Here is a 24,255-nt window from a genome sequence, read left to right as displayed (position 1 = left end):
CCCCGTTGGGGGCGCGGGTGCCGATACGGCGGGGCTTTGCCGGGCCTTTGTTGTTTAAGTGGGGGGCGGTTGTTGTGTGGTTGCGGGGTATGCCGGGAAGCTGACGTTGCTGAAACCCTTGGCACCTGTGCCACCTGACGGTGCGCCTGCTTCGCGGCTTACGCCGCTCCCACACAACTACGGCCGCCCTCTGAAACAACAAAGGCCGGGCAATGCCCGGCCTTTGCGGCAGCGGCGACCCCTCGGGTCACCGCCTCAGGTCACTGCACTCAGGCAATGGCTTCCTGGTAGCGGCGCTCGACTTCCTTCCAGTTGATCAGGCTGTAGAAGGTTTCGATGAACTCGGCGCGACGGTTCTGGAATTTCAGGTAGTAGGCATGCTCCCACACGTCGATGGTCAGCACCGGGGTGCGGCCTTCCATCAGCGGGCTTTCCTGGTTGGAGCTCTTCTCGATCAGCAGCTTCTTGTCGGCAGTGACGCTCAGCCATGCCCAGCCGGAACCGAACTGGGTCAAAGCGGCCTTGGTGAAGGCTTCCTTGAACTTGTCGAAGCCACCCAGCTGCTCGTCGATGGCCTTGGCCAGCGCGCCGCCCGGGGTGCCACCGGCGTTCGGGCCGATCACGTCCCAGAACAGCGAATGGTTGCCGTGGCCACCACCCTGGTTGCGCACGCCCTGCTGCAGGTTTTCCGGCAGGGTCTTGACCTTGCGCAGCAGCTCATCGATCGGCAGGTCGGCGTATTCGGTGCCTTCGACCAGCGCGTTGAGGTTGTTGACGTAGGTCTGGTGGTGCTTGGAGTAATGGATCTCGACCGTGGCCGCATCCATGTACGGTTCCAGCGCGTCGTAAGCGTAAGGCAGCTTGGGCAGGGTATAGGCCATCACGGATCTCCTTGGGTATATGCCTGGGGGTCTGTGCCCGGAAAGCCCGGGCGATACAGATGCAGAGGTGAATGGTAGGCAGGAACGCTCAACTTACCAAGGCCGATGTAAAGGAAACTTTGTCCCGCTATAGGAATCGACGTTATTTCAGCACTGTGCGTCACCATTGTTATCGGCCTGTGAACCATCATGCGGGTGGCGCGCATGAATCGCCCGTTCAACAAAAGCCAGCGTAGGGCGTGATAATCATTCTCCTTCCTTGAGTGATCGTCTGCCCTGATGCGCAAGCCCTACCTTCTGGTTATTGCCGTAGTCCTGCTGGTTGCCGGCCTGTGGGGTATGCGCGTTGCGCAGCAGCCACCGCCACCGCAATTCGCGCCGTCGTTGGGCGCGGACCTGAGTGCCGGCAGCAGCTCGCAAGCGCCGGCAGATACCCCGTCCCGCTCGGCGACAGCACGTGACCCACTGCCAGCCTTCCTGCCGCCCGAGGCACGCCAGACCATCGCCCTGATCCAGCGCGGAGGGCCGTACCCGCATCGCCAGGACGGAAGCGCCTTCAGCAACCGCGAGCGTCAGTTGCCGCAGCGACCGCGTGGCTACTACCGCGAGTACACCGTGGACACACCGGGCCTGAGCCATCGCGGCGCCAAGCGCATCGTCACCGGCGGCGATCCGCCGGATGCCTGGTATTACACCGACGACCATTACGAGAGCTTCCGCAGCTTCGAAGTCCCCGCCAGGAGTACGCCATGAGTGACAGCGGTTTCGATATGGGCCTGGAAGACGTCAGCCAGGCCGGCGTCTACGGTGTGGGCGACGGCGACCTCGGCGGTTTGGCGGCCGTGGCGCGCGATGCCGGACTGCGCGTATGCCGCATCGACCTGGAAGGCTGCGCCGACAAGCGCACCTTGCTGATGCGCCTTGGCACCCAGCTGGACTTCCCCACCGGCTGGAGCCGCAACTGGGATGCGTTGTCTGATGGACTGCGCGACCTGTCCTGGCTGCCGGCCAACGGCTATGCCTTGCTGTTCAGCGATGCCAACGACCTGCGCCAGGGCAGCCCAGCCGACTTTGATACCTTGCTGGATGTGTTGTCCGAAGCCTCGGCCAGTTGGGCCGAGGACAGGGTGGCGTTCTGGGCCTTCCTGGAGCTGCCGGGTGGTGGCGAAGAAGCGCCTGCCAACGAGGAAGAATGATCCTCAGCGGGCGGCCTGCAGCCAGCGTGCCAGGCCGTCCAATTGCTGTGCCTGGACCTTGTCCACCACCGGTGCCAAGGCGCTGAGGTCGTCTGGGCTATAGCCACCAGCCCGGTAGCGCCACGTCACCCGGGTAGACGGACCTTCTGCCTGCAAGGTCCATTCGGCGACGCCATGCAGGCCCATACCCTGCATTGGTCCAAGTCCGCCGGTCATGCGCAGGGTTTTCTGCGGATCGACGAACACGACCTGCAGATGCTGTGCCTGCTGTGCACCCACGATTTCGCAGAAGCAACCACCGGCGCGGGCATCGATGGACAGCTTGGCGGCCTTGCCCCACCAGCTGTGGTCTTTGGGCCACCACTGATCGATGTCGGCAGTCATCGCCTGCCAGACGTGCGTAGGCGTGGCTGCGATCAGTGTGCTGTTTTCAACGGTGAAGCCTGCAGCTGTGGCGTCTTTGACTTCAGCGTATGCGGGCAAGGCGAAGGCTGTTGCGAGCAGCAGGAGCGTAGTGGGTCTGCGGGACATGGCTGCTGCTCTTGTTGAATGGCATGAGCATGCGCGGAGCACGGTTGGGCAGCAAGTGCTGGGTTCATGGCCAAGAGCACCCCTCCCCAGCCCTCCCCTGCACCTGCGGTGCAAGGGAGGGAGCGAAAGCCCTCCCTTCGGCCGAGCAGCTGAGCCCTCCCTTTCGCGCAGCGAAGGGGAGGGTTGGGAGGGGTGTTTCTGGTCTTCGCCAAATGCGTGACGGCAGGGGTACAGCGAGAAGCACCACTCCCCAGCCCTCCCCTGCACCTGCGGTGCAAGGGAGGGAGCGAAAGCCCTCCCTTCGGCCGAGCAGCTGAGCCCTCCCTTTCGCGCAGCGAAGGGGAGGGTTGGGAGGGGTGCTTCTGGTCTTCGCCAAATGCGTGACGGCAGGGGTACAGCGAGAAGCACCACTCCCCAGCCCTCCCCTGCACCTGCGGTGCAAGGGAGCGAAAGCACTCCCTTCAGCCGAGCAGCTGAGCCCTCCCTTTCGCGCAGCGAAGGGGAGGGAACAGAGCATCAGCCCAAGCCGGCCGAAACCGGCCCCTTCAATTCGATGGTGTTGCCATCGGGGTCCTTGAAGTACAGCGACAGCCCATCCCCTTCAGCACCGAAATTCACCTCGGCAGCCGCCAACGGCGTTGCACCGTGCTCGGACAGATACGCAACCAATTCCGCTTCATCGAAAGGCACTATCCGCAGGCACAGGTGATCAACGTTGCGCGCTTCCGGCCCCGGGCCACTGCCGCCGCGCGCACCCAGCGCGCCATCCAGACTGACCAGGTCGATCATCGACACACCTGCACGCAGATGCACCAGGCCGAGATGGTCACGTCGTCGCACCACCTCGCAGCCCAGCACCGCCGAATAGAACGCAACGCTGCGCTCCAGGTCGCGGACCCGGAACACCACATGATCGATACGCGCAACCTCAAACGGTCTTCTCATCATCACCTCGCAGCATCCATGGACACATCCTGCCGTCCTCAGCGAGGACGGCAGGTGAAGCAAGACGCAGACCGTCAGAACCGGTTCAGGCGTCCAGTTCCTGCCAACGTGCGTAGGCGGCATCCAGCTCGGCCTGCAGCTTGGTCAGCTGCTGGGTGTGTGCAGTGACTTCGGCACTACTGCGGGTATAGAACGAGGGATCGTTCATCGCCGAGGTCAGGCCTTCCACGTCCAGTTCCAGCTTCTCGATCTTCGCCGGCAGCTGCTCCAGTTCGCGCGCGTCCTTGAAGCTCAGCTTGCGCTTGGGCGCGGCATCAGCAACTGGCGCGGCAGGTGCAGCAACAGGCGCCGCTGTCGCCGACGCCTTGGCCACCGCCATCGCAGTCTGGGTCGGTGCCGGGCGCTGGCGCAGCGAGTCGCTGTAGCCACCGATGTAATCACCCACCTTGCCTTCGCCTTCCAGCACCAGCGTGGAGGTCACCACGTTGTCGAGGAAGTCACGGTCATGGCTGACCAGCAGCAAGGTGCCGGTGTAGTCGGCCAGCAGCTCTTCCAGCAGCTCCAGGGTTTCCACGTCCAGGTCGTTGGTCGGTTCGTCCATCACCAGCAGGTTGGACGGCTGTGCGAACAACTTGGCCAGCAGCAGGCGGTTGCGCTCACCGCCTGACAGGCGGGTGATCGGCGCGCGTGCGCGTTCCGGGGTGAACAGGAAGTCCTGCAGGTAGGCATGCACATGCTTGCGCTTGCCGTTGAGATCGATGAAGTCCGCGCCTTCGGCCACGTTCTCGATCGCGCTCCAGTCTTCGCGCAGGGTGGCGCGGTACTGGTCGAAGTAGGCGATCTGCAGGTTGGTGCCCTGGCGCACTTCGCCGCTGTCCGGCTGCAGTTCGCCCAGCAGCAGTTTCAGCAAGGTGGTCTTGCCGCTGCCGTTGGGGCCGATCAGGCCGATGCGGTCACCGCGCAGTATGGTGGTTTCGAAATCCTTGACCATCACCCGCTCGCCGAACGAGAAGGAGATGTTCTTGATGTCGATGACCTTCTTGCCGGAGTTCTCGGCACCAGCCGCTTCCAGCTTGACGTTGCCACCGAGCTCACGGCGCTGGCTGCGCTCGTTGCGCATCGCCTTGAGCCGGCGTACGCGGCCTTCGTCGCGGGTACGGCGAGCCTTGATGCCCTGCCGGATCCACACTTCCTCCTGCGCCAGCAGCTTGTCGAAGCGGGCGTTTTCCTGCGCCTGCGCGTTGAGGCGCTCTTCGCGACGGCGCTCGTAGTTGTCCCAGTCACCCGGCCAGCTGGTCACCTGGCCGCGGTCGATCTCGACGATGCGGGTGGCCAGGGCACGCAGGAAGCGGCGGTCATGGGTGACGAACACCACGCAGCCGTTCCAGCCCTTGAGGAAGGTTTCCAGCCAATCGATGGCTTCGATGTCCAGGTGGTTGGTCGGCTCGTCGAGCAGCAGCACGTCCGGGCCGGCGACCAGCGCACGCGCCAGCAGCACGCGGCGCTTCATGCCGCCAGACAGACGGCCGAACTCGGCATCGCCATCCAGGTCGAGCTTGGTCAGGGTTTCCTCGACGCGCTGGTCCAGGCCCCAGCCATCGGCGGCATCGATCTTGGCCTGCACATTGCCCATGGCCTCGCCATCGAAGACCTCGGCATGGCTCAGGCGGTGGAATTCAGCCAACCAATGGCCGAGTTCGCCGAGGCCATCGGCGACCACGTCGAACACGCTGCCGGCAGCACCATGCGGCACTTCCTGCTCCAGCCGGGTGACGCGCACGCCCTGCTGCACGCGCACCTCGCCGTCATCGGGCTTGAGCTCGCCAGCCATCAGCTTCATGAGAGTGGATTTGCCGGCGCCGTTGCGGCCGATCAGGGCGATACGCTCGCCAGTCTCGATCGACAGTTCGGCTTTTTCCAGCAACAACGGGCCGCCGACGCTGTAGTCGACGTTCTGCAAGGTAATCAAAGGCATGGGCGTATTGTACGGGCTCTGGCAGCCGACCGCGCTCAATCGTCGCTAAACACGTCCGCCGGCAGGCCGAGCAACTGGCGCAGGCTGGCCGGAATCCGCTTGCCGGGATGGCGTACCGCCCATAACTGGCGCTGCAATGGCGGCAAGGGGGTCGCCAATACCTGCAGCTTGCCCAGCGTCACCAGGTCGGCCACCGCGTGCCGCGACAGGCACGCCAGGCCAAGCCCGGCGACCGCCCCCTGTTTGATCGCCTCGGTGCCGCCCAACTGCAATACCTCGGCAAACCCATGCAGATGCGGCAGCAAAGCTTGTTCGGCCGCCTCGCGCGTGCCTGAACCGGGTTCGCGCAGCAGCCAGCGCGCCTGCCGCAACATCGCCAGGTCCGCCCCCTTGCTGAACTGCGTCGCCAGCGGATGGCGTTCGCCAAACACCACCACCAGTTCGTCCTGCTGCCAGTGCACCACTTCCAGCCCCGGCTCGTGGCTGGGCCCTTCAATCAAGCCGACATCAACCTCCAGCCGCTGCACGGCGGTCGTAACCTCCCGGGTATTGCCAATCACCAGCTCGACATGAGCATGTGGGTTGGAGGCCTGCAGGTCGGCGATGCGTGCCGGCATCAGGTAGTTGCCGATGGTGGTACTGGCGCCGACCTGCCAACGCACCGCGGCTCCGGTCTGGCTGTCGGCACGGAACCGACGCTCGATATCGGTCATACCCGCCAACAAGGCACGCGCCTGCGGCAGCAAGGCCCGGCCGTGTCCATTGAGCACCAGCCGGCGGCCAATCCGGTCGAACAAAGCCAACCCGAGCAGGCCCTCCAGTTCAACCAGGGCCGCACTCACTGCCGACTGCGACAGGCCCAACAACTCGCCGGCCGCCGTAGTCGTACCAGCTTCTGCAACACCAGAGAAAATCTGCAACTGGCGTAGGGAGAGATGCATAACCTATCTCAAAAATGGGTTGATTCAACCAATATTATCCGTTTTACAGGTAATAACCTTGGGTGCAGCATGGGCTATCTTCTAATAACCCATCGTTATGAACACCTCGACCCAAGGGCTTACCTCGATGCCCATTTCCCGCCTCCCCGGCCTGTTGCTGACGGCCGCAGTTGCCGGCCTGTCGATCTGGCTGGGCACCTTGCCGTGGATGCAGGACCACGGCATCAGCGCACTGACCCTGGCCATCGTCATCGGCATCGTGCTGGGCAACACGGTCTATCGCAGCCTGGCCACACGCGCCGACGCTGGCGTTGGTTTCTCCAAGGCCACCTTGCTGCGCGCCGGCATCATTCTCTACGGCCTGCGCCTGACCCTGCAGGATATCGGCCAGGTTGGCATTGCCGGCGTGGCGATCGATGCGCTGGTGCTGTGTTCCACCTTCGGCCTGGCCTGGTGGCTTGGCACCAAACTGCTCGGCATGGACCGCAACTCGGCCTTGCTGATTGGCGCAGGCAGTTCAATCTGTGGCGCCGCCGCGGTGATGGCGGCCGAACCGGTGATCAAGGGCCGCGCCGAACAGGTAGCCGTCGCCGTGGCCACGGTGGTGGTGTTCGGCACGATTGCGATGTTCCTGTACCCACTGCTGTACCAGTGGGGCGTGTCGGCGGGTTGGATGCCACTGGATGAAACTGCTTTCGGCGTGTTTACCGGCTCTACCGTGCATGAGGTCGCGCAGGTGGTGGCTGCTGGCCGCGCGGTCAGTGAACCTGCCGCCGATGCCGCCGTCATCACCAAGATGGTGCGGGTGATGATGCTGGCACCGTTCCTGGTCGGTCTGTCCGCACTGCTGGCCCGTGGCCAGAACACCGCCAATGGCGAGCGCTCGAAGATCACCATTCCCTGGTTTGCGTTCGGCTTCATCGCCATGGTTGGTTTCAACTCGCTGCAGCTGTTGCCGGCTGAAGTGGTGAAGGTGTTGGTGGATCTGGACACCGTGTTGCTGGCGATGGCGATGGCTGCGCTGGGTCTGACCACGCATGCTTCAGCACTGCGTCAGGCGGGTGCCAAACCGATGTTGTTGGCTTTGTTGTTGTTTGGTTGGTTGATGGCTGGCGGGATGCTGATCAATCTGGGGGTGCGGGCTGTGCTGGGCTGAGGCGTTATCGGGAAGGTCTCTGCCGAGCATGGCTCGGCACTACATTGCAAAAACAAAAAGGCCTTCCCGGTTACGGGAAGGCCTTTGTTCTTCCGGCTGTTGCCAGATCAGATTGGATCAGGCTTCCGGGCGCATGTATGGGAACAGCAGCACGTCGCGGATCGAAGCGCGGCCGGTCAGCATCATCACCAGACGGTCGATGCCGATGCCCAGGCCGCCGGTCGGTGCCATGCCATATTCCAGCGCACGGATGTAGTCGGCGTCGTAATGCATGGCCTCGTCGTCACCACCGTCCTTGGCTTCTACCTGCGCCTGGAAACGTGCGGCCTGGTCTTCCGGATCGTTCAACTCGGAGAAGCCGTTGGCCAACTCCTTGCCGTTGACGAACAGCTCGAAGCGGTCGGTGTAACCAGCATCGTTGTCGCTGGCGCGGGCCAACGGCGAGACTTCGACCGGGTGGTCGGTGATGAAGGTCGGCTGGATCAAGGTGTGCTCGACCGTGGCCTCGAAGATCTCCAGCAGCAGCTTGCCCCAGCCGTAACTCGGCTTGACCCGGATCTTCAGGCGTTCGCAGTGGCGCAGCAGCGCATCACGATCGGTGCAGTCAGCGGCCGAGATCTCCGGGTTGTGGTGACGCACGGCTTCGTCCATGCGCCAGCGACGGAACGCCGGGGCCAGGTCGATCTGCGCGCCATCCCACTCCACAACCGTGGTGCCGAGCACGCTCTGCGCGACATCGCGGATCACGCCTTCGGTCAGGTCCATCACTTCGTTGTACGTGGCATAAGCCTCGTACAGCTCCATCATGGTGAATTCCGGATTGTGGCGGGTGCTGACGCCTTCGTTGCGGAAGTTGCGGTTGATTTCGTAGACGCGCTCAAGGCCGCCAACCACCAGACGCTTCAGGTACAGCTCCGGCGCAACGCGCAGGTACAGATCCAGGTCCAGCGCATTGTGGTGGGTGGTGAACGGCTTGGCCGTGGCGCCACCGGGGATGTAATGCATCATCGGCGTCTCGACTTCGAGGAAGTCGCGGTTGTCCAGCCATGCGCGCATGGCGCGGATGATCTTGGAGCGCTTGATGAAGACATCGCGCGATTCGGGGGTGACGATCAGGTCGACGTAACGCTGGCGGTAACGCTGCTCGACGTCGGCCAGGCCGTGCCACTTGTCCGGCAACGGACGCAGCGACTTGGTCAGCAGGCGGATGCTGGTCGCCTTGACCGACAGTTCGCCGGTCTTGGTGCGGGTCAGGCCGCCTTCAACGGCAATGATGTCGCCCACGTCCCAGCCCTTGAACGCAGCATAGATGTCGCCCAACGCGGTGGCCTGCAGGAACAGCTGGATGCGGCCGCTCTCGTCCTGGATCTGGGCAAAGCTGGCCTTGCCCATGATGCGCTTGGCCATCAAGCGGCCGGCCATCTTCACCGTGCGACCGGTGGCTTCCAGCGCTTCGCTGGTCCACGTCTCGGCGTCGGCGTATTCGTCCTGCAACTTGCCGGCGAAGTCTTCGCGACGGAAGTCGTTCGGGTAGGCGATGCCCTGCCCGCGCAGCGCCGTGAGTTTCGCGCGGCGCTCGGCGATGAGGCTGTTCTCGTCGACGGGGAGCTGCTGCGTTTCAGGGGTCTGTTCGGTCATGGCTTTGTTTTCTATTTGGGGGGGATAACCAGGCGCGGCCACCGTCTGGTGAAACCGCACCGTACAACAGGGGAATGGCCCGTGCAGGGCCATTCCGGATCAAGCGTCGATGCGCTTGGCGCCGGCCTGCAGGCCGGACTTGAGGCTGGCCTCGATGAACTCATCCAGGTCGCCGTCCAACACCTTCTGCGTATCAGTACGTTCAACGCCGGTGCGCAGGTCCTTGATACGGCTCTGGTCGAGCACGTAGTTGCGGATCTGGCTGCCCCAGCCGATGTCGGACTTGGTCGCTTCCAGCGCGTCACGCTCGCTGTTGCGCTTCTGCACTTCCAGCTCATAAAGCTTGGCGGCCAGCATCTTCATCGCGGTGTCGCGGTTCTGGTGCTGGCTGCGGCCGATCTGGCAGGCGACCACGGTATTGGTCGGAATGTGGGTGATACGCACCGCCGACTCGGTCTTGTTGACGTGCTGACCACCGGCACCGGAGGAGCGGTACACGTCGGTACGCAGGTCGGCCGGGTTGATGTCGATTTCGATGTTGTCATCGACTTCCGGCGAAACGAACACCGAGGTAAAGCTGGTGTGGCGGCGGTTGTCCGAGTCGAACGGCGACTTGCGCACCAGCCGGTGCACACCGATTTCGGTCTTCAGCCAGCCGTAGGCAAACTCGCCTTCCACCCGGAAAGTAGCCGATTTGATGCCGGCAACGTCGCCGCCGGACACTTCCATCAACTCGGTCTTCCAGCCACGCGCTTCGCACCAGCGCAGGTACATGCGCAGCATCATTTCCGCCCAATCCTGGGCTTCGGTGCCGCCGGCGCCAGCCTGGATGTCGACGAAAGCGTTGCAGCTGTCCATCTCACCGGAGAACATGCGCTGGAACTCGAGCTTCTCGATGTGCGCCTGGAACTTGTCCAGGTCGGCCACCACGGCCAGCGCGGTGTCTTCGTCCTGCTCGCTTTCGGCAAGTTCAAGCAGCTCGGTGGCTTCGGACAGGCCGTCCAGTACATCGGCAATGCCGGTAACGGTCTTGTCCAGCATTGAGCGCTCGCGGCCCAGGGTCTGGGCGTACTCCGGGTTGTTCCAGATGTCCGGGTTTTCGAGTTCGCGGGTTACTTCTTCGAGACGTTCTTTCTTGACGTCGTAGTCAAAGATACCCCCTGAGCGATAGCACGCGATCGGTGAGATCGGTGATTCGCTGGCGGATGGGATTGAGTTCGATCATGGTCGGTCTAGTAAGGCAGACAAGCTGTCAATTCTAGCATCCAGCCGGGGCAGGTATCGGCTATTCAGACAGCTGAGCCCTTCTCGCTGAATAGACATGACTTAACGTTAGAATCACCCCCTTACCCGCGAAGACGGGAAAAGGAGACATTTCTGACCATGAAGGACCTAAGCTTGAACGCCAGACACGCACGCCTGTTTGCTGCAATCACCATGACCCTTGCGCTTGGCGCCTGCCAGAAGTTGGGCGGCGTAGCCGCCAGTGGCGGCGACAAGGCCCCGAACCTGACGGTCGGGGAAACGGTCTCCGGTGAAATCACCTCCACCAGCAGCCTGAACTACAACGATGGCAGCCGCCATCAGAGCTACAAGGTGGCAATGAAGAACGGCGAAGCCGTCTCGTTGGAACTGGGTGGCTCGCTCAGCGGCCAGCTGGCCGTGTTTGACGGCCAGAACATGATTGCCAATGCCTCCTCTTCGGGCATGAGCGAAGGCGATTCCTCCAGTTCGGTCAATCTTGCCTTCCGCGCCCCCAAGGACGGCACCTATCTGGTCGCGGTCAACAGCGCCAGCGCCGATGCCTTTGGCCCATTCAAGCTCAAGTCCGCCAAGGTCGTGCCCTATGACGGCAAGCCACTGGGCGCCGACAGCGAGGCAACGGACTGGTTGATGGGGGACAAGCAGGAATACAAGCTCAAGGTGGACAAGGCCGGCCTGTACTCGATTACCCTGGAGTCCAGCGCATTCGACGCCTACCTGCGTCTGAACGGCCGCAACATCGAGCTTGAAGACGACGACAACGGCGGCAACCTCAATGCCCGCATCCGCACCTACCTGGAGCCGGGCGAATACACCATCGGCGCGTCATCGGTGAACGGCAACACCGGCTCATTCAAACTCAGCGTCAAGCTCACCCCGACCGAAAATGGCCTGGTAACCCGCGACGGCACCGCCTTGACCATCGGCCAGACCGCGCAGTCGATGATGGATTCGCGTGGCCGCCGCACCTTCGTGCTCAACCTGGATGCCCCCAAGCAGATCCAGTTCGACGCCATCGCCGACGGCTTCGACTCGGTGCTGAAGATCACCGGCCCTGGCGTTGATGCCGAGGACGATGATGGCGGCAACGGCACCAATGCACAGCTGACCCTGGACCTGCGCGCCGGCCGCTACATCGTTGCGGTCAGCAGCCTGGGCAGCCAGCAGGGCGTGTTCGAGCTGGAAACCACCGACCTCGGTGGCGGCGACGTCGCCGCTCCGGCCAACAGCAACCGCAAGGATGCCGCCGAAGAGGCCGCCAGCGCTGCTGCTGACGCAGCTGCCGTCATCCGATAAGCCCCACCGCCCATGCCGCCAACCGGCGTTGTGGGCCCACGGCCCCGCTGCCTGCCCCCGCAGGCAGCGGGGCTGCTTTTTACCCCTGCTTCCCACCTAAAGGAGTTCAAGTGAAGCGACTTGCAGCCGGACTGCTGTCCCTTGCCATTGCCGCCGCCGTACACGCACCTGCGCATGCCGCCGGCCCGGCCCGCCCGCTCGCCATCGATGGCGATGTCTCCGGCGAAATCACCTCTTCCTCCCCGGTCAACTACAGCGACGGCACCCGCAGCCAGCTGTTCTCGTTGCAGCTGGGCGCCGGCCAGGCGGTAACGCTGAAGCTGGAGGGCGCACTCAATGGTGCGCTGGCCGTGTTCAACCGTGACGTGCTGGTGTCCCGCACCGAAGCTGGCCGCGAAGGCAGCGCCAGCCTGAGCATGCGCGCCGACAAGGCCGGCCAGTACCTGGTCGCCGTCAGCGGTGCCGATGCACGCGCCTTCGGCCCGTTCCAGCTCTCGGCCGAGCCCATCGTTGCCTATGATGGCAAGCCGCTGACCGCAGGCCGCCGGGTGACCGATTGGCTGCGCAACGGCGACAAGACCTTCGTCCTGCAGGTCGACAAGCCGGGCCTCTATACCATCGACCTGGAATCAACCGAGTTCGACGCGCGCCTGGAGCTGAGTGGCAACGGCCTGAACCTGGAAGACGATGACGGCGGCAGCAACCTCAACTCGCGCCTGGTCGCACCGCTGCAGCCGGGCCGCTACACACTGACCGCCGGCGGCCTGGGTGAAGCTTCCGGTGCGTTCTACCTGGGCGTGGAGCAGGCTGACTTCCCGGAAGGCCTGGTCTTCAATGACGGCACCAGCCTACCGCTGGAAGGCACCGTCAGCGGCTTCATCGGTGCCGACGACACCCGCAGCTTCGTACTGAACCTGCCGGAGCGTCGTCGCGTGCAGCTCGACGCCAGCGGCAAGGATCTGGACACCATGCTCACCCTGCAGGGCGGCGATATCACCCTGAGCGATGATGATGGCGGTGGTGGCGTCAATTCGCGCATCAGCCAGGTGCTGGACGCAGGCGAGTACAACGTATCGGTGCGCTCGGTGAACAGCCGTGGCGGCGTGTTCCAGCTGGCGACCGGCACTGCAGCCGCGCCCGATGGCCCGATCCGCCCCGAGCTCAAGATCGGCCGCGAAGTCCAGGGCCAGCTGCGCGCCGGCAACCGTGACATGTACACCCTGGAGATTCCGCGCAAGGGCAAGTACGTGATCAGCATGACAGCCGGCACCTCCAGCCTGGACGGCATGATCACCCTGATGCGCAATGGTGAAGAAGTCGCCCAGCAGGACGATAGCGACTCCAGCCTGGATCCGAACCTGGAAATCGAGCTGGAAGCCGGCCGCTACATCGTGTTCGCGCACAGCTTCGATCCGAACGCGACTGGCAGCTACCGCCTGCTGGCACGTCGCAAGTAAGCGAGCGGCACCGAAAGGCCGATGCCGGAGATCTGGCATCGGCCTTTTCTTTTTGTAGGAGCAGCGTAAGCCGCGAAGCCGGTACTGCCAGACCCTTGTCACGATGCATTGTTTGCTTCGCGGCTTACGCCGCTCCCACAAACAGTTGTCAGATGGCAGATAGCCAGCAAGCGGCTCAGCGCACCTCGAACTCACCCACCAGCACGGTATCGCTGGCGTCCTGCAGACGCATGGTGACTGGTTTGTCCTGCTGCTGCGGCGTGCCCCAGTGCGTGCTCAAGCGCAGCATCAACGTAGCCGCACCAGTCACCAACTGCTGACGACTGCCAAAGTAATTGGCCTCCACCTTGTAGATACCCGGCTTGGCATCGCGCAACGAGAACTGCTCAGGCCCGTAGCCACCAGTGAAATCCTGCGACATCTGTCCGCCCTGATAGGTCAAACGATTGCCGTAGTACGCACGTTCGCCATTGGGATCGGTCACCCACAGGTCCATGTCACTGTTGTCCACGTCCCAGGCCAATACAACGCGCAGATCCAGCGGCATCGCCTTGCGCAAGCGTGGATCAACCTGCCTTGCATCCAGCGCCGAGCCACCGCGTGCGATCAGATTGGTCAATTCATCCAGCGCGATCAGCGCAACACCATCAAACCGACCGTCCCACTGCTGCTGTACCACTTGGTACAGCGGATCGACCGCCTGCTGCGGTCGCCCCGCCGCCTCCAGCGCCAAACCCAGATCGCGGAAACTCTGCGGCTCGTCCTCGGCCATTGCCAGCACCTGCTCAAACACCGGCACCGCCAGACCCGGCTCGCCGGCCTGCATCAACCGATAACCCAATACCCGCAGCAGATGCCGGTTATCCAGCTCCATCTCAGCCAGATTGGACAGCACCCGCAGTGCCAACTCACGCTGCCCGGCAGCGAACAACATGTCGGCCACATCCAGGAAAAACGCGCTGCTGTTGGCATTGGCTTCGCGCTCGTCCAGATACCACGCATACAACTCACCGGCAGGTGCCTTGCGCAGGCGTTGCGCGAACGGTGAATCTGGCTCCCATGCCGCGAGCTTGATCTGCACAGCGCCGGAGCTGGCCGCAGCCTCATCTGCGGCGCCAGTTGCAGCCACTTCGCCTGCGGCGTCACGTCTATTACCAGTGACCACTACCTGGTCCAACGCCGAAGACTCGGCCGCAACTGCCGCTGCTACAGGTGCTGGTGCTGGCGGAGCTGGCGACATCGCCATTAACGGTGCAGGTGCGCCGTTCGAACGCTGCCTTGCCAGCTCTGCTGCCTGCGCCACTTTCAACGGCGCATCCTTGGGCCAGCGCTTTTCCCACCACGCTTGGCGCTGCTGCCATTCCTCGGCCGCCCCATCAAGATGGGTCTTGCGCGCGGCCTCACGGTCGGCAACCTGACGGGCAAAACGACGCACGTATTCGGCCCGCAGCGCGGCCGGCGGCCGAATCGCGTAGCGCAGATAGTCGTCTATCGTATCCAGCACAAGCAGGGAACTACCCTCGCTGACCATGCCGAACTGCTGCGATAGCAACTGCATCGCCTCGCGGTTGCCGCGCGGGTCCGCCGCCAGCTGCTGCAAGCGAGCTTGCGCCCACAACCCGGCCATCAAGCTGCCATCGGCGTTGCCGTGCACGCTGTTCAGCGTTTGCCACTGACCACCATTGATGCGCAAGCGCAGCTCGGCTAGCGCTGCATCGGCACGCGCGTACAGCCACAACCAGCCCTGCTCCAGACTGCGGCGATCAATCACCACATCGTGCAGCCCTGCTGCCGGCGCAACTTCCACGGCCGTCGGCATCGCCAGCAGGCGAGTTGCTGCTGCAGTCACGTCATCGGACACCAGCTGTACCAGACTGCCACCATTGGCCTCGCTCCAGCCACGCAGGCGCGCGGTATCGGCACCGGCCGCTGCGCTGCTGATCGCAAACAGACGTTGATCCGCCGCCAACGCCGGTAGCGTCGATGCGCCCCAGTTGGACAGGCCATCACTGATCAGCAGGTACTCACCAAGTTCTGCCTTGGGCATCCACGCCGCCAAAGCGCTGCCGCCATCGTTCGGCGTCTGCTCCAACACGCGACGCAACGCGCTCCAGTCACCCTTGCGGATACTGAAACGACGCTCCGCTTCCGGTTTGTCGCGCAGCACCGTCAGTACAACGCTACCCTCGCCCATTGCAGCGAAATAACGATCCAGCAATGCAAACTCGCGTGCCCGGTTACGGCTACCCGCCGAGCCTGATGCATCCCAGAGCAGGCCGATCCTTGACGGCAAGCGGCGCGCAGCCGGCACTGCTACCGGCAGCTGTGCCAATAGATAGTGTTGCCCGTCGTAGCGCGCCGTCTGCAGCGAGGGCTGTGGCTCTGCTGGCAGCTGCCACTGCAGCTGTGCAGGCAATTGCCGGCCGCTGCCCTGCCACTCCAAACCACCAGCCATAAGCCGGAACGGCGCCTGGCCCAGCTTGTCCGCGCCCGGTGCGCGCAGGCGCAGGCTTACTTCAGCTGCCGCGGATGCGAACTGCAGCGGCAAGCGCCACTGCCACGCCAGACCCGACAACGGCATCGCCTCACGGATGGTCAACTGCACACGGCGGCTACCGCCGGCTGGCAGCGGATACACACGAAGGCGAAACTGGTTGCCGGCGGTCTGCTCCAGCAACGCCGGGTCCTGACCCTGCCGGACGATAGCCTCGAACACCTGTCGGCCACGCTCCTTCGGCACCGCCACCGCGTCCCTCAATTGCCCATCGATGTCCAAGGCGAAGCCGCTGATCTGCTGGCCTTCGGCCAAGGGGAACTGCAGCTCGCCCTCCATCGCCCTCCGATTGGGGTTATGGAAAACCAGCTCGATCCGGGTCTGAGCGATTCCCGCCTGCACCTCGCCGTCAATGCTTGCCCGTCGCAGCTCGATTGGCTGCTCTTCCTTGGAAACGGCAATCAGCACTGGCGGCCGGGCCAGCTCCCTGCCCTGCTGCGCGGCTACGGGTGCCACCGCCACGCCCAACAGCAGACCTGCCATCCAACAACGCCGCCAAATAACCAGGCTCATCGCAGCACTCCGTCCAAGGGTTGGAAGATCAAACGCACCAACAGCCACAACGGGGTTAGCGGTTTTTCCGACAAGCCCCGCGAGCGCAAATCAGCCCTGCTCAATAGAACCCAAGCCCCCCTTGCTCCGTGCAGCATTGTGCCGTCTTTCAGCGCCGTAAAAAGGCAGGGATTGCTGGTCCCGGCGATGCCACTTTACGGTTCTGTGTACCACTGAGGTTCATCTGGCGAACCAGTCCACAGCGACAAACAACCCGAGGTTGATCACCAAAACGAACTCTGGCAACTAGCCGGAAGCGGACGTTCGCAACGATTGGGATAGGCCGAGCCGCGAAGCGAGCTCGGCTCAAGTACAGGTTAGGCACCTGTCGTATCCGCTGCCGGCTTGGGCTGACTGCGTCCAGCAATGGCTGCTTTTTCTTCCTGCCCGTATGCAACCCACGCAGTGACTGAAGCCAATACTGCCAATGATCCTGCAAGAACCGACATCTGCAGCTTGTTTGCCCAACTGGCACCTGTTGTTCGCATTGTGCCGGGTTTCCCCATCGGCCCGCCGCCTCACCCCCTTCCGGTCTCAGGCCGAGGCAGGCTCGTCCTTGTCACCGCTCAACTTCGACTTCAGCGCCGGCAGGTAGCGTCTACTGCAGGCGACCTGTTTGCCGTCGGCCATATGCAGCAGCGCCTCGCCGCCTTCGAGCGGCTCGATCGATACCAGATTTGCCAAATTGATCAGCCAGCTGCGATGGACACGGACGAAACATGCCGCATCCAACTTCTGCTCCAGCGCAGCCATGGTGATCCGCAGCGGGTAGTCATGGCCGCGAAGGTGCAGGTTGACGTAGTTGCCGGCGGCCTGCGCCCATTCGATATCGGCCGTTGCGATCAGGAAGTCGCGGCCCAGCTTGCGTACCAGCAGCCGCTCCGGATGATCGATGGGCTCCACCGGCGGCCCTTCATCAGGCTCGGCCAGCAGCTGCGCCTCGCCCTGCAGGCGTCGAAGCAGAAAGCGGTAACCATCGATGCAAAACAGGATGGCGGCGTAGGTGCGTACGTCCTTGAGATATTCGTACAGGAGTTCGTCGATCCATTCGCCGACTTGATAGCGCTCCCCCAGCACGGCGTAGGCGAGCATTCTGATCCCGAACATGGCCAACACATGCAGCAGCGAGATCGGCACACTGGCCAGCAGGTACCAGGGCAGGCGTCGCCGCCAGTTGTCCAGATGAAGCGGCCAGCGCCTGCTGAACCAGACGATGGCTGGCACCAGTAGCAGCAACCAGACCAGTCCACTGGAGAACTCCCAGACCCAAGGCTCCCACCATTCCATGGAGGGTGCGCCGGAACGGTTGGCATCCATCCAGGTGGTGATCGCATTGCCGCTGCAGTTGATCAACACCAGCAGCAACCAGAACAGCAACTCCATGCTTTGCCGCCATGGAGTGGAGCGATTCAACAGGGTCGGCGATGCGGCTTGGCTCATCCGCGCATTCTAGACGGCGCAAAGGCCGCAGCCGTCGTTGGCCATCCCCGGATCACCACCACTCGTCCCTTGGCGCCCGCAGGCCGGCCCTTCCGACCCTACGGCATGCGCATCCCGGGCTGTAATGACGGTCTTCTCCATCCGCTGGACACGCAATGCACAGGCGCCACGATCTGGATTGGCTGCGGGTAATCGCCTTTGGTCTGTTGGTGATCTACCACGTCGGCATGTACTACGTGAGCTGGGACTGGCACGTCAAAAGCCCGGCCGCGAGCATCGCACCGGAGCCTTTCATGCTGCTGACTTCGCCCTGGCGGATGTCGCTGCTGTTCCTGATCTCCGGCGCCGCCAGCGCCTTCATGTTCGCGCGCCAACCTGCCGGCCTGCTGCGCCGCCGCTCCTGGCAGTTGCTGCTGCCGTTGCTGTTCGGGATGGCGGTAATCGTGCCACCGCAGGCCTACTACCAGGTGGTCGAGCAGCTACCAGGCGGATACAACGAGTCCTACTGGGCGTTCTACGGCAAGTATCTCAGCGGTTACCAGGGCTTCTGTGACGGCGATGGCTGCTTGCGCGTCCCGACCTGGAACCACCTCTGGTTCTTGCCCTATCTGTGGAGCTATACCGTTCTGACCTGGTTGTTGTGGCGGCTGCTGCCCGCGTCCGCACTGCAGCGCCTGCGCCAATGGACCGGCATCGCGCTGAACAGCTGGGGCGCGCTGGTTGTCCCAGCAGGTATCCTGGCGGCAGCGCGCCTGCTGCTCGTGAACCGCTTCGAGCAGACCCACGCGCTGACCGATGACTGGTACAACCATGCCCAGTACGCCAGCATCTTCCTGATCGGCTTCCTCGCCGCGTTCAACACCCGCTTCTGGGAATCACTGCAGCGCCTGCGCTGGCTGTCACTGGCTGCGGCTGGAATCAGCTACGCCGTGCTCATCCACGTCTGGTATTTTTCTGGCTACAACGACGCGCAACCGCCGCCGCTGGAATTGCGGCTTGCCCTTCGGGTTGTCTGGGCGGTGGACCAATGGTGCGCGATCGCCGCCTTGCTGGGCTTTGCCTATCGTTGGCGCGAGGCCGACAGTCCGGCCCTGCGCTATCTCACCCTGGCGGTATTCCCGCTGTACATCCTGCACCAGACGGTGATTGTCGTGCTGGCACACAAGCTCAAGCCACTGCAGCTGAACCCTGGCATCGAGGCCGTCATCCTTATCGTGGCCACGTTTGCTGCGTGTCTTGGCGCTTATGAACTGATCCGGCGCTGCGCACCGCTGCGGCCCCTGTTTGGGTTACGCGCGCAGCCAGTGGCGAGACTCAACCAGCCATCGGCCAAGCCAGCGAGGGACTGAGCCGAGGACCTGGATCAAGCACGTGGCGCCGCAGTTCCGAGCAACAACCGCGCAACCTCGGCCAGCTCACTTTCCATCGCTGAGCGCTCATGATCCGAACGCAGCAGCATCAAGTCGTTGGCATAGCCCATCGCCAGAGCGAACAGTTGCCGGGCTACCCGCTTTGGCGACGCGCACTGGTAGCTGCCGGCTTCCACGCCGCGCAGCACTATCCCGGCCAAAAGGTCCTGCCATTGCTGGTTCACGGCCAGATAGGTTGCCGACAGCTTGGCGTCATGCATGGCCTCATCCCAGGCATCGAGCCACAACACCCAGGAGTCATCATCGGTCGCCGGCAAGCAGTCGCTTAGAAAGAAAGCGAGTGCTTCGTCCGGTGCCAGGTGTTCGACCGCTACCTTCACCTGCTCAAGCTGATCGGTTGCGAAGCGGGCAAATGCTTCGCGACGGAGCTCGTTCCAGTCTGTGAAGTAGTGATAGATGTGGCTGCGGGAAATGCCCGCGTGGCTTGATATATCTCGAGTCGAGACATTGGCGAAGCCATTCGTTCGAAACAGATGCAATGCCGCTTCAATGATCTGATCTCGGCGGGAAGGAATGGCCAAACGACACCTATTGGGCAGAACTGAATGGAAAGCATATCGGCTCAAGCGCTTGAGCGGTCGCTCAAGTAGAATTGAGCGGACGCTCAATTCTACTTCTCGACATGAAACGCATTCCATCTTCAGGGTCGCTCTCAGCTCCCGCCACCCAGATCGGGCAGCAGACTGCAGCAAGCACTCTGATTGCCCTGGCAAACGCCTATCCGGGCCAGATCAGCCTGACGCTCTCGCTCGTCGCGGCGGAGAACGCGCTTCTGCTCGCCTACCCGCTATTCGCCGGTTTCGCCGTGGACTCGATCATCAAGGGCGATGTGTACAAGGCCATCTGGTACGCTGGCGTGGTGCTGTCCTTCTGGCTGATAGGCGCGGCGCGCCGAGCGATGGACACCCGCGTATTCACCCGGATCTACGCGGATCTGGCGGTCGGCGTAGTGCTGGCGCAGCGGCAGCAGATGCAGGCAACCTCCACGGTCGCCGCACGGGTCGTGCTGGCCCGGGAGTTTGTCGATTTCTTCGAGAAGCACGTGCCGATCATCACCACCGCGTTGGTATCGATGGTGGGTGCAGCAATCATGCTGCTGGTGATCGAGCCGTGGGTCGGCATCGCTGCGCTGTCGGTACTGCTGCTCGGAATGTCGGTGCTCCCTCGCTACGCGCGCCGTAACGAGCGCTTGCATGGCCGTCTGAATGACCGGCTTGAGCATGAGATCCGGATGGTGGAACGGGTCAATGCAGGGACGCTTCTACGCCACTACACGGTTCTTTCACGCCTGCGTATCTGGCTGTCGGACCGGGAGGCCGGTGCCTTCCTCGTGGTTGGGACCGCCGCTGCGGCCTTGTTCGCACTGACCATGATGCAACTGGCCACCACTACCGACGTCACCCCAGGTCATGTCTATGCGGTGATGACCTACCTCTGGACCTTCGTTACCAGCCTGGATGATGGTCCAACGATGGTCGATCAACTCGCTCGACTGAAAGACATCGGCAAGCGTGTAAATCCCGGCCTGGAAGAAGCTGCATCGGAACAGACCGAATGCTGAGCCCAAGCGCTGGAATCGCAGCCAGGAACAGAGCTGCAAGCTGAGGCGCACCGCACAACGCCAAAACCGAGCGCGACGCCCCCGGTACGGGTAGCGTCGCGTTCTTCAGGCCATCAGCAGATTCAACTGCCTCAGCTTGCTTCAGCCTGCGGCTCGCCCACCAGCGGCCGTTCCGGTGCCGGTTTGCTGGGCAAGGCATGGCGCAGGATGCGCCACATCACCTGGCCGAACTGGCGCGGCAGCGAGCCGGTGTTGTAATGCTGGCCGTAACGCGCGCAGATTTCCTTCACCTCCACCGCCATCGCCGCGTAACGGTTGGCCGGAATATCCGGGTAGAAGTGGTGTTCGATCTGATGGCTGAGGTTGCCGGTCATCACATCCATCCACTTGCCGCCGGTCAGATTCGACGAACCGCGCAGCTGGCGCAGATACCAATGACCGCGGCCTTCGTTGCGGACGCACTCCTTGGGGAAAGTCTCGGCATCGGCGGTGAAGTGCCCGCAGAAGATCACCACATAGGTCCACACGTTGCGGATGATGTTCGCCGCCACATTGCCCAGCAACACCGGCAGGAAGAACGGACCAGCCAACGCCGGGAACAGCACGTAATCCTTCAGGACCTGCAACGAAATCTTGCGGCCGACCGGGCGCGCCTGGTTCCACAGCTGCTTGAGGGTCATCTTGCCGACCAGCACGCGACCGATGCGCAGATCCTGTATCGCGATACCCCACTCGAACAGCAATGCGAACACCACTGCCACGAACGGCTGGGCCAGGAAGAACGGATGCCAACGCTGCTCCGGGAAGATCCGCAGCAAGCCGTAGCCGATGTCGTCGTCCAGCCCGCGCACGTTGGTATAGGTGTGATGGCGGAAGTTATGGGTCTTGCGCCAGTTTTCCGAGGTGCCGGCGATGTCCCATTCGTAGGTCTTGCCCTGCAACTGGGGGTCGCCCATCCAGTCGTACTGGCCGTGGATGACGTTGTGCGCCAGCTCCATGTTTTCCAGGATCTTGGACAGTGCGAGCAGCAGCACACCGGCGATCCACGCCGGAACCAGCACGCTGTGCACGAAGGCGCCCAGGAACAGCAGTGCACGGCCAGCCACACCGGTCCAACGCACCGCTGCCACGATCCGGCGGATGTAGCGCGCATCGCTGGCACCGAGCAGGGCCTGGTGCTTCGCGCGCACGCCATCCAGTTCATCACCAAAGGTCTGCAGCTCGGCGGGAGAAAGCACGCGGTTGTGCACGGAGGACATGACTTACAGCTCCAGGGTCAAATCGGTACTGGCGCTGTTGACGCACAGTTTGAGCGCAACAGACGGCTCGCCGGCATAGTCACCGGTCAAGGTATGGCGGGTGATGCCCGAGGTTTTTCCGCAGACACAGGTATTGCAGATGCCCATGCGGCAAGCGCTGGCGGGCTTGATGCCGGCAGCTTCGAGCGCAGGCAGCAAGGCAACGCCACGCGGCACGGTGAGCGTGCGGCCGCTCTTGAGCAGCTGGACCTGCACGCTGCCCTGTTCCACTTCAGCCAGCTGCGGGGCGCTGAACGCCTCGCTGTCGAACTGCGCCACCTGCGCCTGCAGACGCGCCCGCGCCGCATCGACAAAGCCACCGGGGCCGCAGGCCAGCACATGCGCTGTGGCCAGCTCGCCAAGACTGCCGAGGTCATAGCTGCCCACGCGCGCGGCAGCCTCCCCGGTCACCGCCAGATGCAGATGGAACGAGGGATTGCGCGCGGCGATGGCATTGAACTCATCAACGAAGCACAGCTGATCGCGCTGGCGCACCCAATAGATCAGATCGACCGAACCGGCCATGCCCTGCTCATCCAGCTGGCGCAGCAAGGCCCGCATCGGCGTGATGCCACTCCCTGCGGCCAGCATCACCAGCTTCGGCGCGGGGGTAGCCGGCAACAGCATCTCGCCGAACGCCTGCCCCAGCGCAAACACCTGGCCGATGGCCGCCTGTTCAGACAGGTACTGGCTGAGCTTGCCACCGGCGATCCGCTTGACCGTGATTGCCAGACGACCATTTCCAAGCAAGGCGGGGCTGTAGCTGCGCGTGGTCAAGCGCCCGTCCAGCTCGGCACCCAGGTTGATGTGCTGGCCGGCCTGCACGCCACGGAAGTGGCGGTTGGGCTGCAATTCAAGGGTGACAGCGTCGGCGCTGGCCTGCTGTCGCGCCACCAATCGCGCCAATGGACGCCGCAGCGTCCACAGCGGATGTACCCGACTGGACCAGAAATCAAAGAAACCTTCACTCAGCCAAGGGATGGGCGGCGGCGAGGTATTGCGGTAGACAGCACTCATGTCACGCACTATACGGCCGAGCATACGACTGTGTATACAGTTGTATATTGCCAGTACAGGCTATGATTCACGCACCTGACCGGCCCGAGCCCCATGACCGCACGCGAACAGCCCCTGCCCGCACAAGACGACCTGCACCCGGCGCGCAAGGCTTCCATCTCGCGTGACGACCTGTTGGCTGCCGCCCTGGCCCTTATCGGCCCGCACCGCAGCGTCTCCACCCTGAGCCTGCGTGAGGTCGCACGCGAAGCCGGGATCGCGCCGAATTCGTTCTACCGCCAGTTCCGCGACATGGATGAATTGACGGTCGCACTGATAGATCTGGCTGGTCGTTCACTGCGCACCATCATCGGCCAGGCGCGCCTGCGCGCGGCCGACAGCAATCGCGGGGTGATCCGCCTGTCGGTGGAAACCTTCATGGAACAGCTGCGCGCCGACGATCGCCTGATGCACGTGCTGCTGCGTGAAGGCACCGCCGGCTCTGATGCCTTCAAGCATGCCGTGGAACGTGAGCTGGAGTATTTCGAGGAAGAGCTGAAAGCCGACCTTGTGCGACTGGCCGCCCTCGATGGCGCAACCCTGTACGAGCCGGCGCTTGCCGCCAAAGCCATTACCCGGCTGGTGTTCGCGATGGGTGGCAGCGCCATTGACCTGCCCGAAGAGCGCGACCCCGAGTTGATCGAAGAGATGTCGCAGATGATCCGCATGATCATCACCGGTGCCCGCGCGCTGGCGAGGCATCCGGTCAAAGCCTGATCCAAGCCAAACGACCTTGTTGGATTGTGGGAGCGGCGTAAACCGCGAAGCTGATGGTCTGCCCGATCACAGCTATCCCTGCAATTTCATTGATACCGGTTTCGCGGCTTAAGCCCCTCCTACAGCCTGCCTATCGGCAACGCCCTGCCGAGCATGGCTCGGCACTACCGCTGTGTTTGCAGCCGTGGCGGCCATCTGCATCGGTGCACAGATCCGGATCTTGTAGGAGCGGCGTAAGCCGCGAAGCTGGCACCAACAAAATTGCACGGATAACGGTAATCGGACGGAACATCAGCTACGCGGCTTACGCCGCTCCTACAAGATCCGGATCTGTGCACCGATGCAGATGGCCGCCACGGCTGCAAACA

General features: G+C 63.2%; 20 protein-coding genes. 8 read left to right on the top strand and 12 right to left on the bottom strand.

The window, feature by feature from the left end; genetic code table 11:
- Positions 1 to 269: 269 nt before the first annotated feature.
- The gene (locus ACVOL0_RS15460; RefSeq protein WP_481549836.1) at positions 270 to 881 is read right to left on the bottom strand and encodes a superoxide dismutase; all 612 of its coding nucleotides are present in this window, start codon (positions 879 to 881) and stop codon (positions 270 to 272) included.
- Positions 882 to 1,160: 279 nt separating this feature from the next.
- Here ACVOL0_RS15460 and ACVOL0_RS15455 point away from each other — a divergent pair, with 279 nt between their 5' ends.
- A complete protein-coding gene (locus ACVOL0_RS15455) occupies positions 1,161 to 1,634 on the top strand; it encodes a guanyl-specific ribonuclease (protein ID WP_481549835.1) in 474 nt (157 codons plus the stop codon).
- Positions 1,631 to 2,077: a barstar family protein gene (locus ACVOL0_RS15450; RefSeq protein WP_481549834.1), complete on the top strand. Its 447-nt coding sequence runs from the start codon at positions 1,631 to 1,633 to the stop codon at positions 2,075 to 2,077. The genes ACVOL0_RS15455 and ACVOL0_RS15450 overlap by 4 nt, the downstream gene beginning before the upstream one ends.
- A gap of 3 nt (positions 2,078 to 2,080) precedes the next feature.
- Here the strand turns inward: ACVOL0_RS15450 and ACVOL0_RS15445 are convergent, their stop codons facing one another.
- From ACVOL0_RS15445 to ACVOL0_RS15430, 4 genes are all read right to left on the bottom strand, one after another.
- Positions 2,081 to 2,608, bottom strand: a complete 528-nt coding sequence (locus ACVOL0_RS15445) for an SRPBCC family protein (RefSeq protein WP_481549833.1) — start codon at positions 2,606 to 2,608, stop codon at positions 2,081 to 2,083.
- 516 nt (positions 2,609 to 3,124) lie between these two features.
- On the bottom strand, positions 3,125 to 3,553 hold the full coding sequence (locus ACVOL0_RS15440) for a VOC family protein (RefSeq protein ID WP_481549832.1): 429 nt from the start codon (positions 3,551 to 3,553) through the stop codon (positions 3,125 to 3,127).
- Positions 3,554 to 3,638: 85 nt separating this feature from the next.
- Entirely contained in the window at positions 3,639 to 5,528 is a 1,890-nt protein-coding gene (locus ACVOL0_RS15435) for an ATP-binding cassette domain-containing protein (protein WP_481549831.1), read from the bottom strand.
- A 35-nt stretch (positions 5,529 to 5,563) separates the two neighbouring features.
- Complete coding sequence (locus ACVOL0_RS15430) at positions 5,564 to 6,469, bottom strand: LysR family transcriptional regulator (RefSeq protein WP_481549830.1); 906 nt, start codon at positions 6,467 to 6,469, stop codon at positions 5,564 to 5,566.
- A gap of 127 nt (positions 6,470 to 6,596) precedes the next feature.
- Between ACVOL0_RS15430 and ACVOL0_RS15425 the strand changes: the two genes are divergently transcribed.
- A complete protein-coding gene (locus ACVOL0_RS15425) occupies positions 6,597 to 7,625 on the top strand; it encodes a YeiH family protein (RefSeq protein ID WP_481549829.1) in 1,029 nt (342 codons plus the stop codon).
- A gap of 117 nt (positions 7,626 to 7,742) precedes the next feature.
- Here ACVOL0_RS15425 and lysS read toward each other — a convergent pair whose 3' ends face one another.
- A complete protein-coding gene (gene lysS / locus ACVOL0_RS15420) occupies positions 7,743 to 9,263 on the bottom strand; it encodes a lysine--tRNA ligase (protein ID WP_481549828.1) in 1,521 nt (506 codons plus the stop codon).
- A 99-nt stretch (positions 9,264 to 9,362) separates the two neighbouring features.
- Positions 9,363 to 10,488, bottom strand: a protein-coding gene (gene prfB, locus ACVOL0_RS15415; RefSeq protein ID WP_481549827.1) for a peptide chain release factor 2 whose coding sequence is annotated in 2 segments (ribosomal slippage) — positions 9,363 to 10,412 and positions 10,414 to 10,488 — 1,125 coding nt in all. Because the reading frame shifts where the segments join, the coding sequence is not laid out codon by codon here.
- Positions 10,489 to 10,661: 173 nt separating this feature from the next.
- Between prfB and ACVOL0_RS15410 the strand changes: the two genes are divergently transcribed.
- Both ACVOL0_RS15410 and ACVOL0_RS15405 read left to right on the top strand, forming a co-directional pair.
- Positions 10,662 to 11,822, top strand: coding sequence for a pre-peptidase C-terminal domain-containing protein (locus ACVOL0_RS15410; RefSeq protein ID WP_481549826.1), 1,161 nt, complete (start codon positions 10,662 to 10,664; stop codon positions 11,820 to 11,822).
- A gap of 110 nt (positions 11,823 to 11,932) precedes the next feature.
- On the top strand, positions 11,933 to 13,279 hold the full coding sequence (locus ACVOL0_RS15405; protein WP_481549825.1) for an ABC transporter substrate-binding protein: 1,347 nt from the start codon (positions 11,933 to 11,935) through the stop codon (positions 13,277 to 13,279).
- Between the two features lie 175 nt (positions 13,280 to 13,454).
- On the opposite strand, the gene ACVOL0_RS15400 is transcribed toward ACVOL0_RS15405, so the two are convergent.
- Positions 13,455 to 16,346: a VIT domain-containing protein gene (locus ACVOL0_RS15400; RefSeq protein WP_481549824.1), complete on the bottom strand. Its 2,892-nt coding sequence runs from the start codon at positions 16,344 to 16,346 to the stop codon at positions 13,455 to 13,457.
- Between the two features lie 573 nt (positions 16,347 to 16,919).
- Positions 16,920 to 17,825, bottom strand: a complete 906-nt coding sequence (locus ACVOL0_RS15395; protein ID WP_481549823.1) for a LytTR family DNA-binding domain-containing protein — start codon at positions 17,823 to 17,825, stop codon at positions 16,920 to 16,922.
- A gap of 155 nt (positions 17,826 to 17,980) precedes the next feature.
- Here ACVOL0_RS15395 and ACVOL0_RS15390 point away from each other — a divergent pair, with 155 nt between their 5' ends.
- Entirely contained in the window at positions 17,981 to 19,174 is a 1,194-nt protein-coding gene (locus ACVOL0_RS15390) for an acyltransferase family protein (RefSeq protein ID WP_481549822.1), read from the top strand.
- A gap of 14 nt (positions 19,175 to 19,188) precedes the next feature.
- Here ACVOL0_RS15390 and ACVOL0_RS15385 read toward each other — a convergent pair whose 3' ends face one another.
- Positions 19,189 to 19,776 (bottom strand): TetR/AcrR family transcriptional regulator, encoded by a 588-nt coding sequence (locus ACVOL0_RS15385; RefSeq protein WP_481549821.1) that lies wholly within the window; start codon positions 19,774 to 19,776, stop codon positions 19,189 to 19,191.
- A gap of 101 nt (positions 19,777 to 19,877) precedes the next feature.
- Here ACVOL0_RS15385 and ACVOL0_RS15380 point away from each other — a divergent pair, with 101 nt between their 5' ends.
- Complete coding sequence (locus tag ACVOL0_RS15380) at positions 19,878 to 20,816, top strand: ABC transporter six-transmembrane domain-containing protein (RefSeq protein WP_481549820.1); 939 nt, start codon at positions 19,878 to 19,880, stop codon at positions 20,814 to 20,816.
- A 131-nt stretch (positions 20,817 to 20,947) separates the two neighbouring features.
- Here the strand turns inward: ACVOL0_RS15380 and ACVOL0_RS15375 are convergent, their stop codons facing one another.
- On the bottom strand, positions 20,948 to 22,075 hold the full coding sequence (locus ACVOL0_RS15375; RefSeq protein WP_481549819.1) for a fatty acid desaturase family protein: 1,128 nt from the start codon (positions 22,073 to 22,075) through the stop codon (positions 20,948 to 20,950).
- A gap of 3 nt (positions 22,076 to 22,078) precedes the next feature.
- Positions 22,079 to 23,131 (bottom strand): ferredoxin reductase, encoded by a 1,053-nt coding sequence (locus ACVOL0_RS15370; RefSeq protein ID WP_481549818.1) that lies wholly within the window; start codon positions 23,129 to 23,131, stop codon positions 22,079 to 22,081.
- A gap of 93 nt (positions 23,132 to 23,224) precedes the next feature.
- Between ACVOL0_RS15370 and fabR the strand changes: the two genes are divergently transcribed.
- Entirely contained in the window at positions 23,225 to 23,887 is a 663-nt protein-coding gene (gene fabR / locus ACVOL0_RS15365) for an HTH-type transcriptional repressor FabR (RefSeq protein WP_481549817.1), read from the top strand.
- Positions 23,888 to 24,255 lie beyond the last annotated feature (368 nt).

Source organism: Stenotrophomonas sp. STEN021 (assembly GCF_056760175.1).
The sequence above is the reverse complement of the archived record's forward strand: the minus strand, read 5'-3'. Positions and strand labels throughout refer to the sequence as shown.

What these genes read in the sequence shown, in the direction of transcription:
- ACVOL0_RS15380 (WP_481549820.1), top strand. Translation starts at nt 19,878, where the DNA reads ATGAAACGCATTCCATCTTCAGGGTCGCTCTCAGCTCCCGCCACCCAG.
- ACVOL0_RS15455 (WP_481549835.1), top strand. Translation starts at nt 1,161, where the DNA reads ATGCGCAAGCCCTACCTTCTGGTTATTGCCGTAGTCCTGCTGGTTGCC.
- ACVOL0_RS15375 (WP_481549819.1), bottom strand. Translation starts at nt 22,075, where the DNA reads ATGTCCTCCGTGCACAACCGCGTGCTTTCTCCCGCCGAGCTGCAGACC.
- ACVOL0_RS15460 (WP_481549836.1), bottom strand. Translation starts at nt 881, where the DNA reads ATGGCCTATACCCTGCCCAAGCTGCCTTACGCTTACGACGCGCTGGAA.
- ACVOL0_RS15450 (WP_481549834.1), top strand. Translation starts at nt 1,631, where the DNA reads ATGAGTGACAGCGGTTTCGATATGGGCCTGGAAGACGTCAGCCAGGCC.
- ACVOL0_RS15430 (WP_481549830.1), bottom strand. Translation starts at nt 6,469, where the DNA reads ATGCATCTCTCCCTACGCCAGTTGCAGATTTTCTCTGGTGTTGCAGAA.
- ACVOL0_RS15370 (WP_481549818.1), bottom strand. Translation starts at nt 23,131, where the DNA reads ATGAGTGCTGTCTACCGCAATACCTCGCCGCCGCCCATCCCTTGGCTG.
- ACVOL0_RS15390 (WP_481549822.1), top strand. Translation starts at nt 17,981, where the DNA reads ATGCACAGGCGCCACGATCTGGATTGGCTGCGGGTAATCGCCTTTGGT.
- ACVOL0_RS15440 (WP_481549832.1), bottom strand. Translation starts at nt 3,553, where the DNA reads ATGAGAAGACCGTTTGAGGTTGCGCGTATCGATCATGTGGTGTTCCGG.
- ACVOL0_RS15400 (WP_481549824.1), bottom strand. Translation starts at nt 16,346, where the DNA reads ATGAGCCTGGTTATTTGGCGGCGTTGTTGGATGGCAGGTCTGCTGTTG.
- ACVOL0_RS15435 (WP_481549831.1), bottom strand. Translation starts at nt 5,528, where the DNA reads ATGCCTTTGATTACCTTGCAGAACGTCGACTACAGCGTCGGCGGCCCG.
- ACVOL0_RS15445 (WP_481549833.1), bottom strand. Translation starts at nt 2,608, where the DNA reads ATGTCCCGCAGACCCACTACGCTCCTGCTGCTCGCAACAGCCTTCGCC.
- lysS (WP_481549828.1), bottom strand. Translation starts at nt 9,263, where the DNA reads ATGACCGAACAGACCCCTGAAACGCAGCAGCTCCCCGTCGACGAGAAC.
- ACVOL0_RS15395 (WP_481549823.1), bottom strand. Translation starts at nt 17,825, where the DNA reads ATGAGCCAAGCCGCATCGCCGACCCTGTTGAATCGCTCCACTCCATGG.
- fabR (WP_481549817.1), top strand. Translation starts at nt 23,225, where the DNA reads ATGACCGCACGCGAACAGCCCCTGCCCGCACAAGACGACCTGCACCCG.
- ACVOL0_RS15425 (WP_481549829.1), top strand. Translation starts at nt 6,597, where the DNA reads ATGCCCATTTCCCGCCTCCCCGGCCTGTTGCTGACGGCCGCAGTTGCC.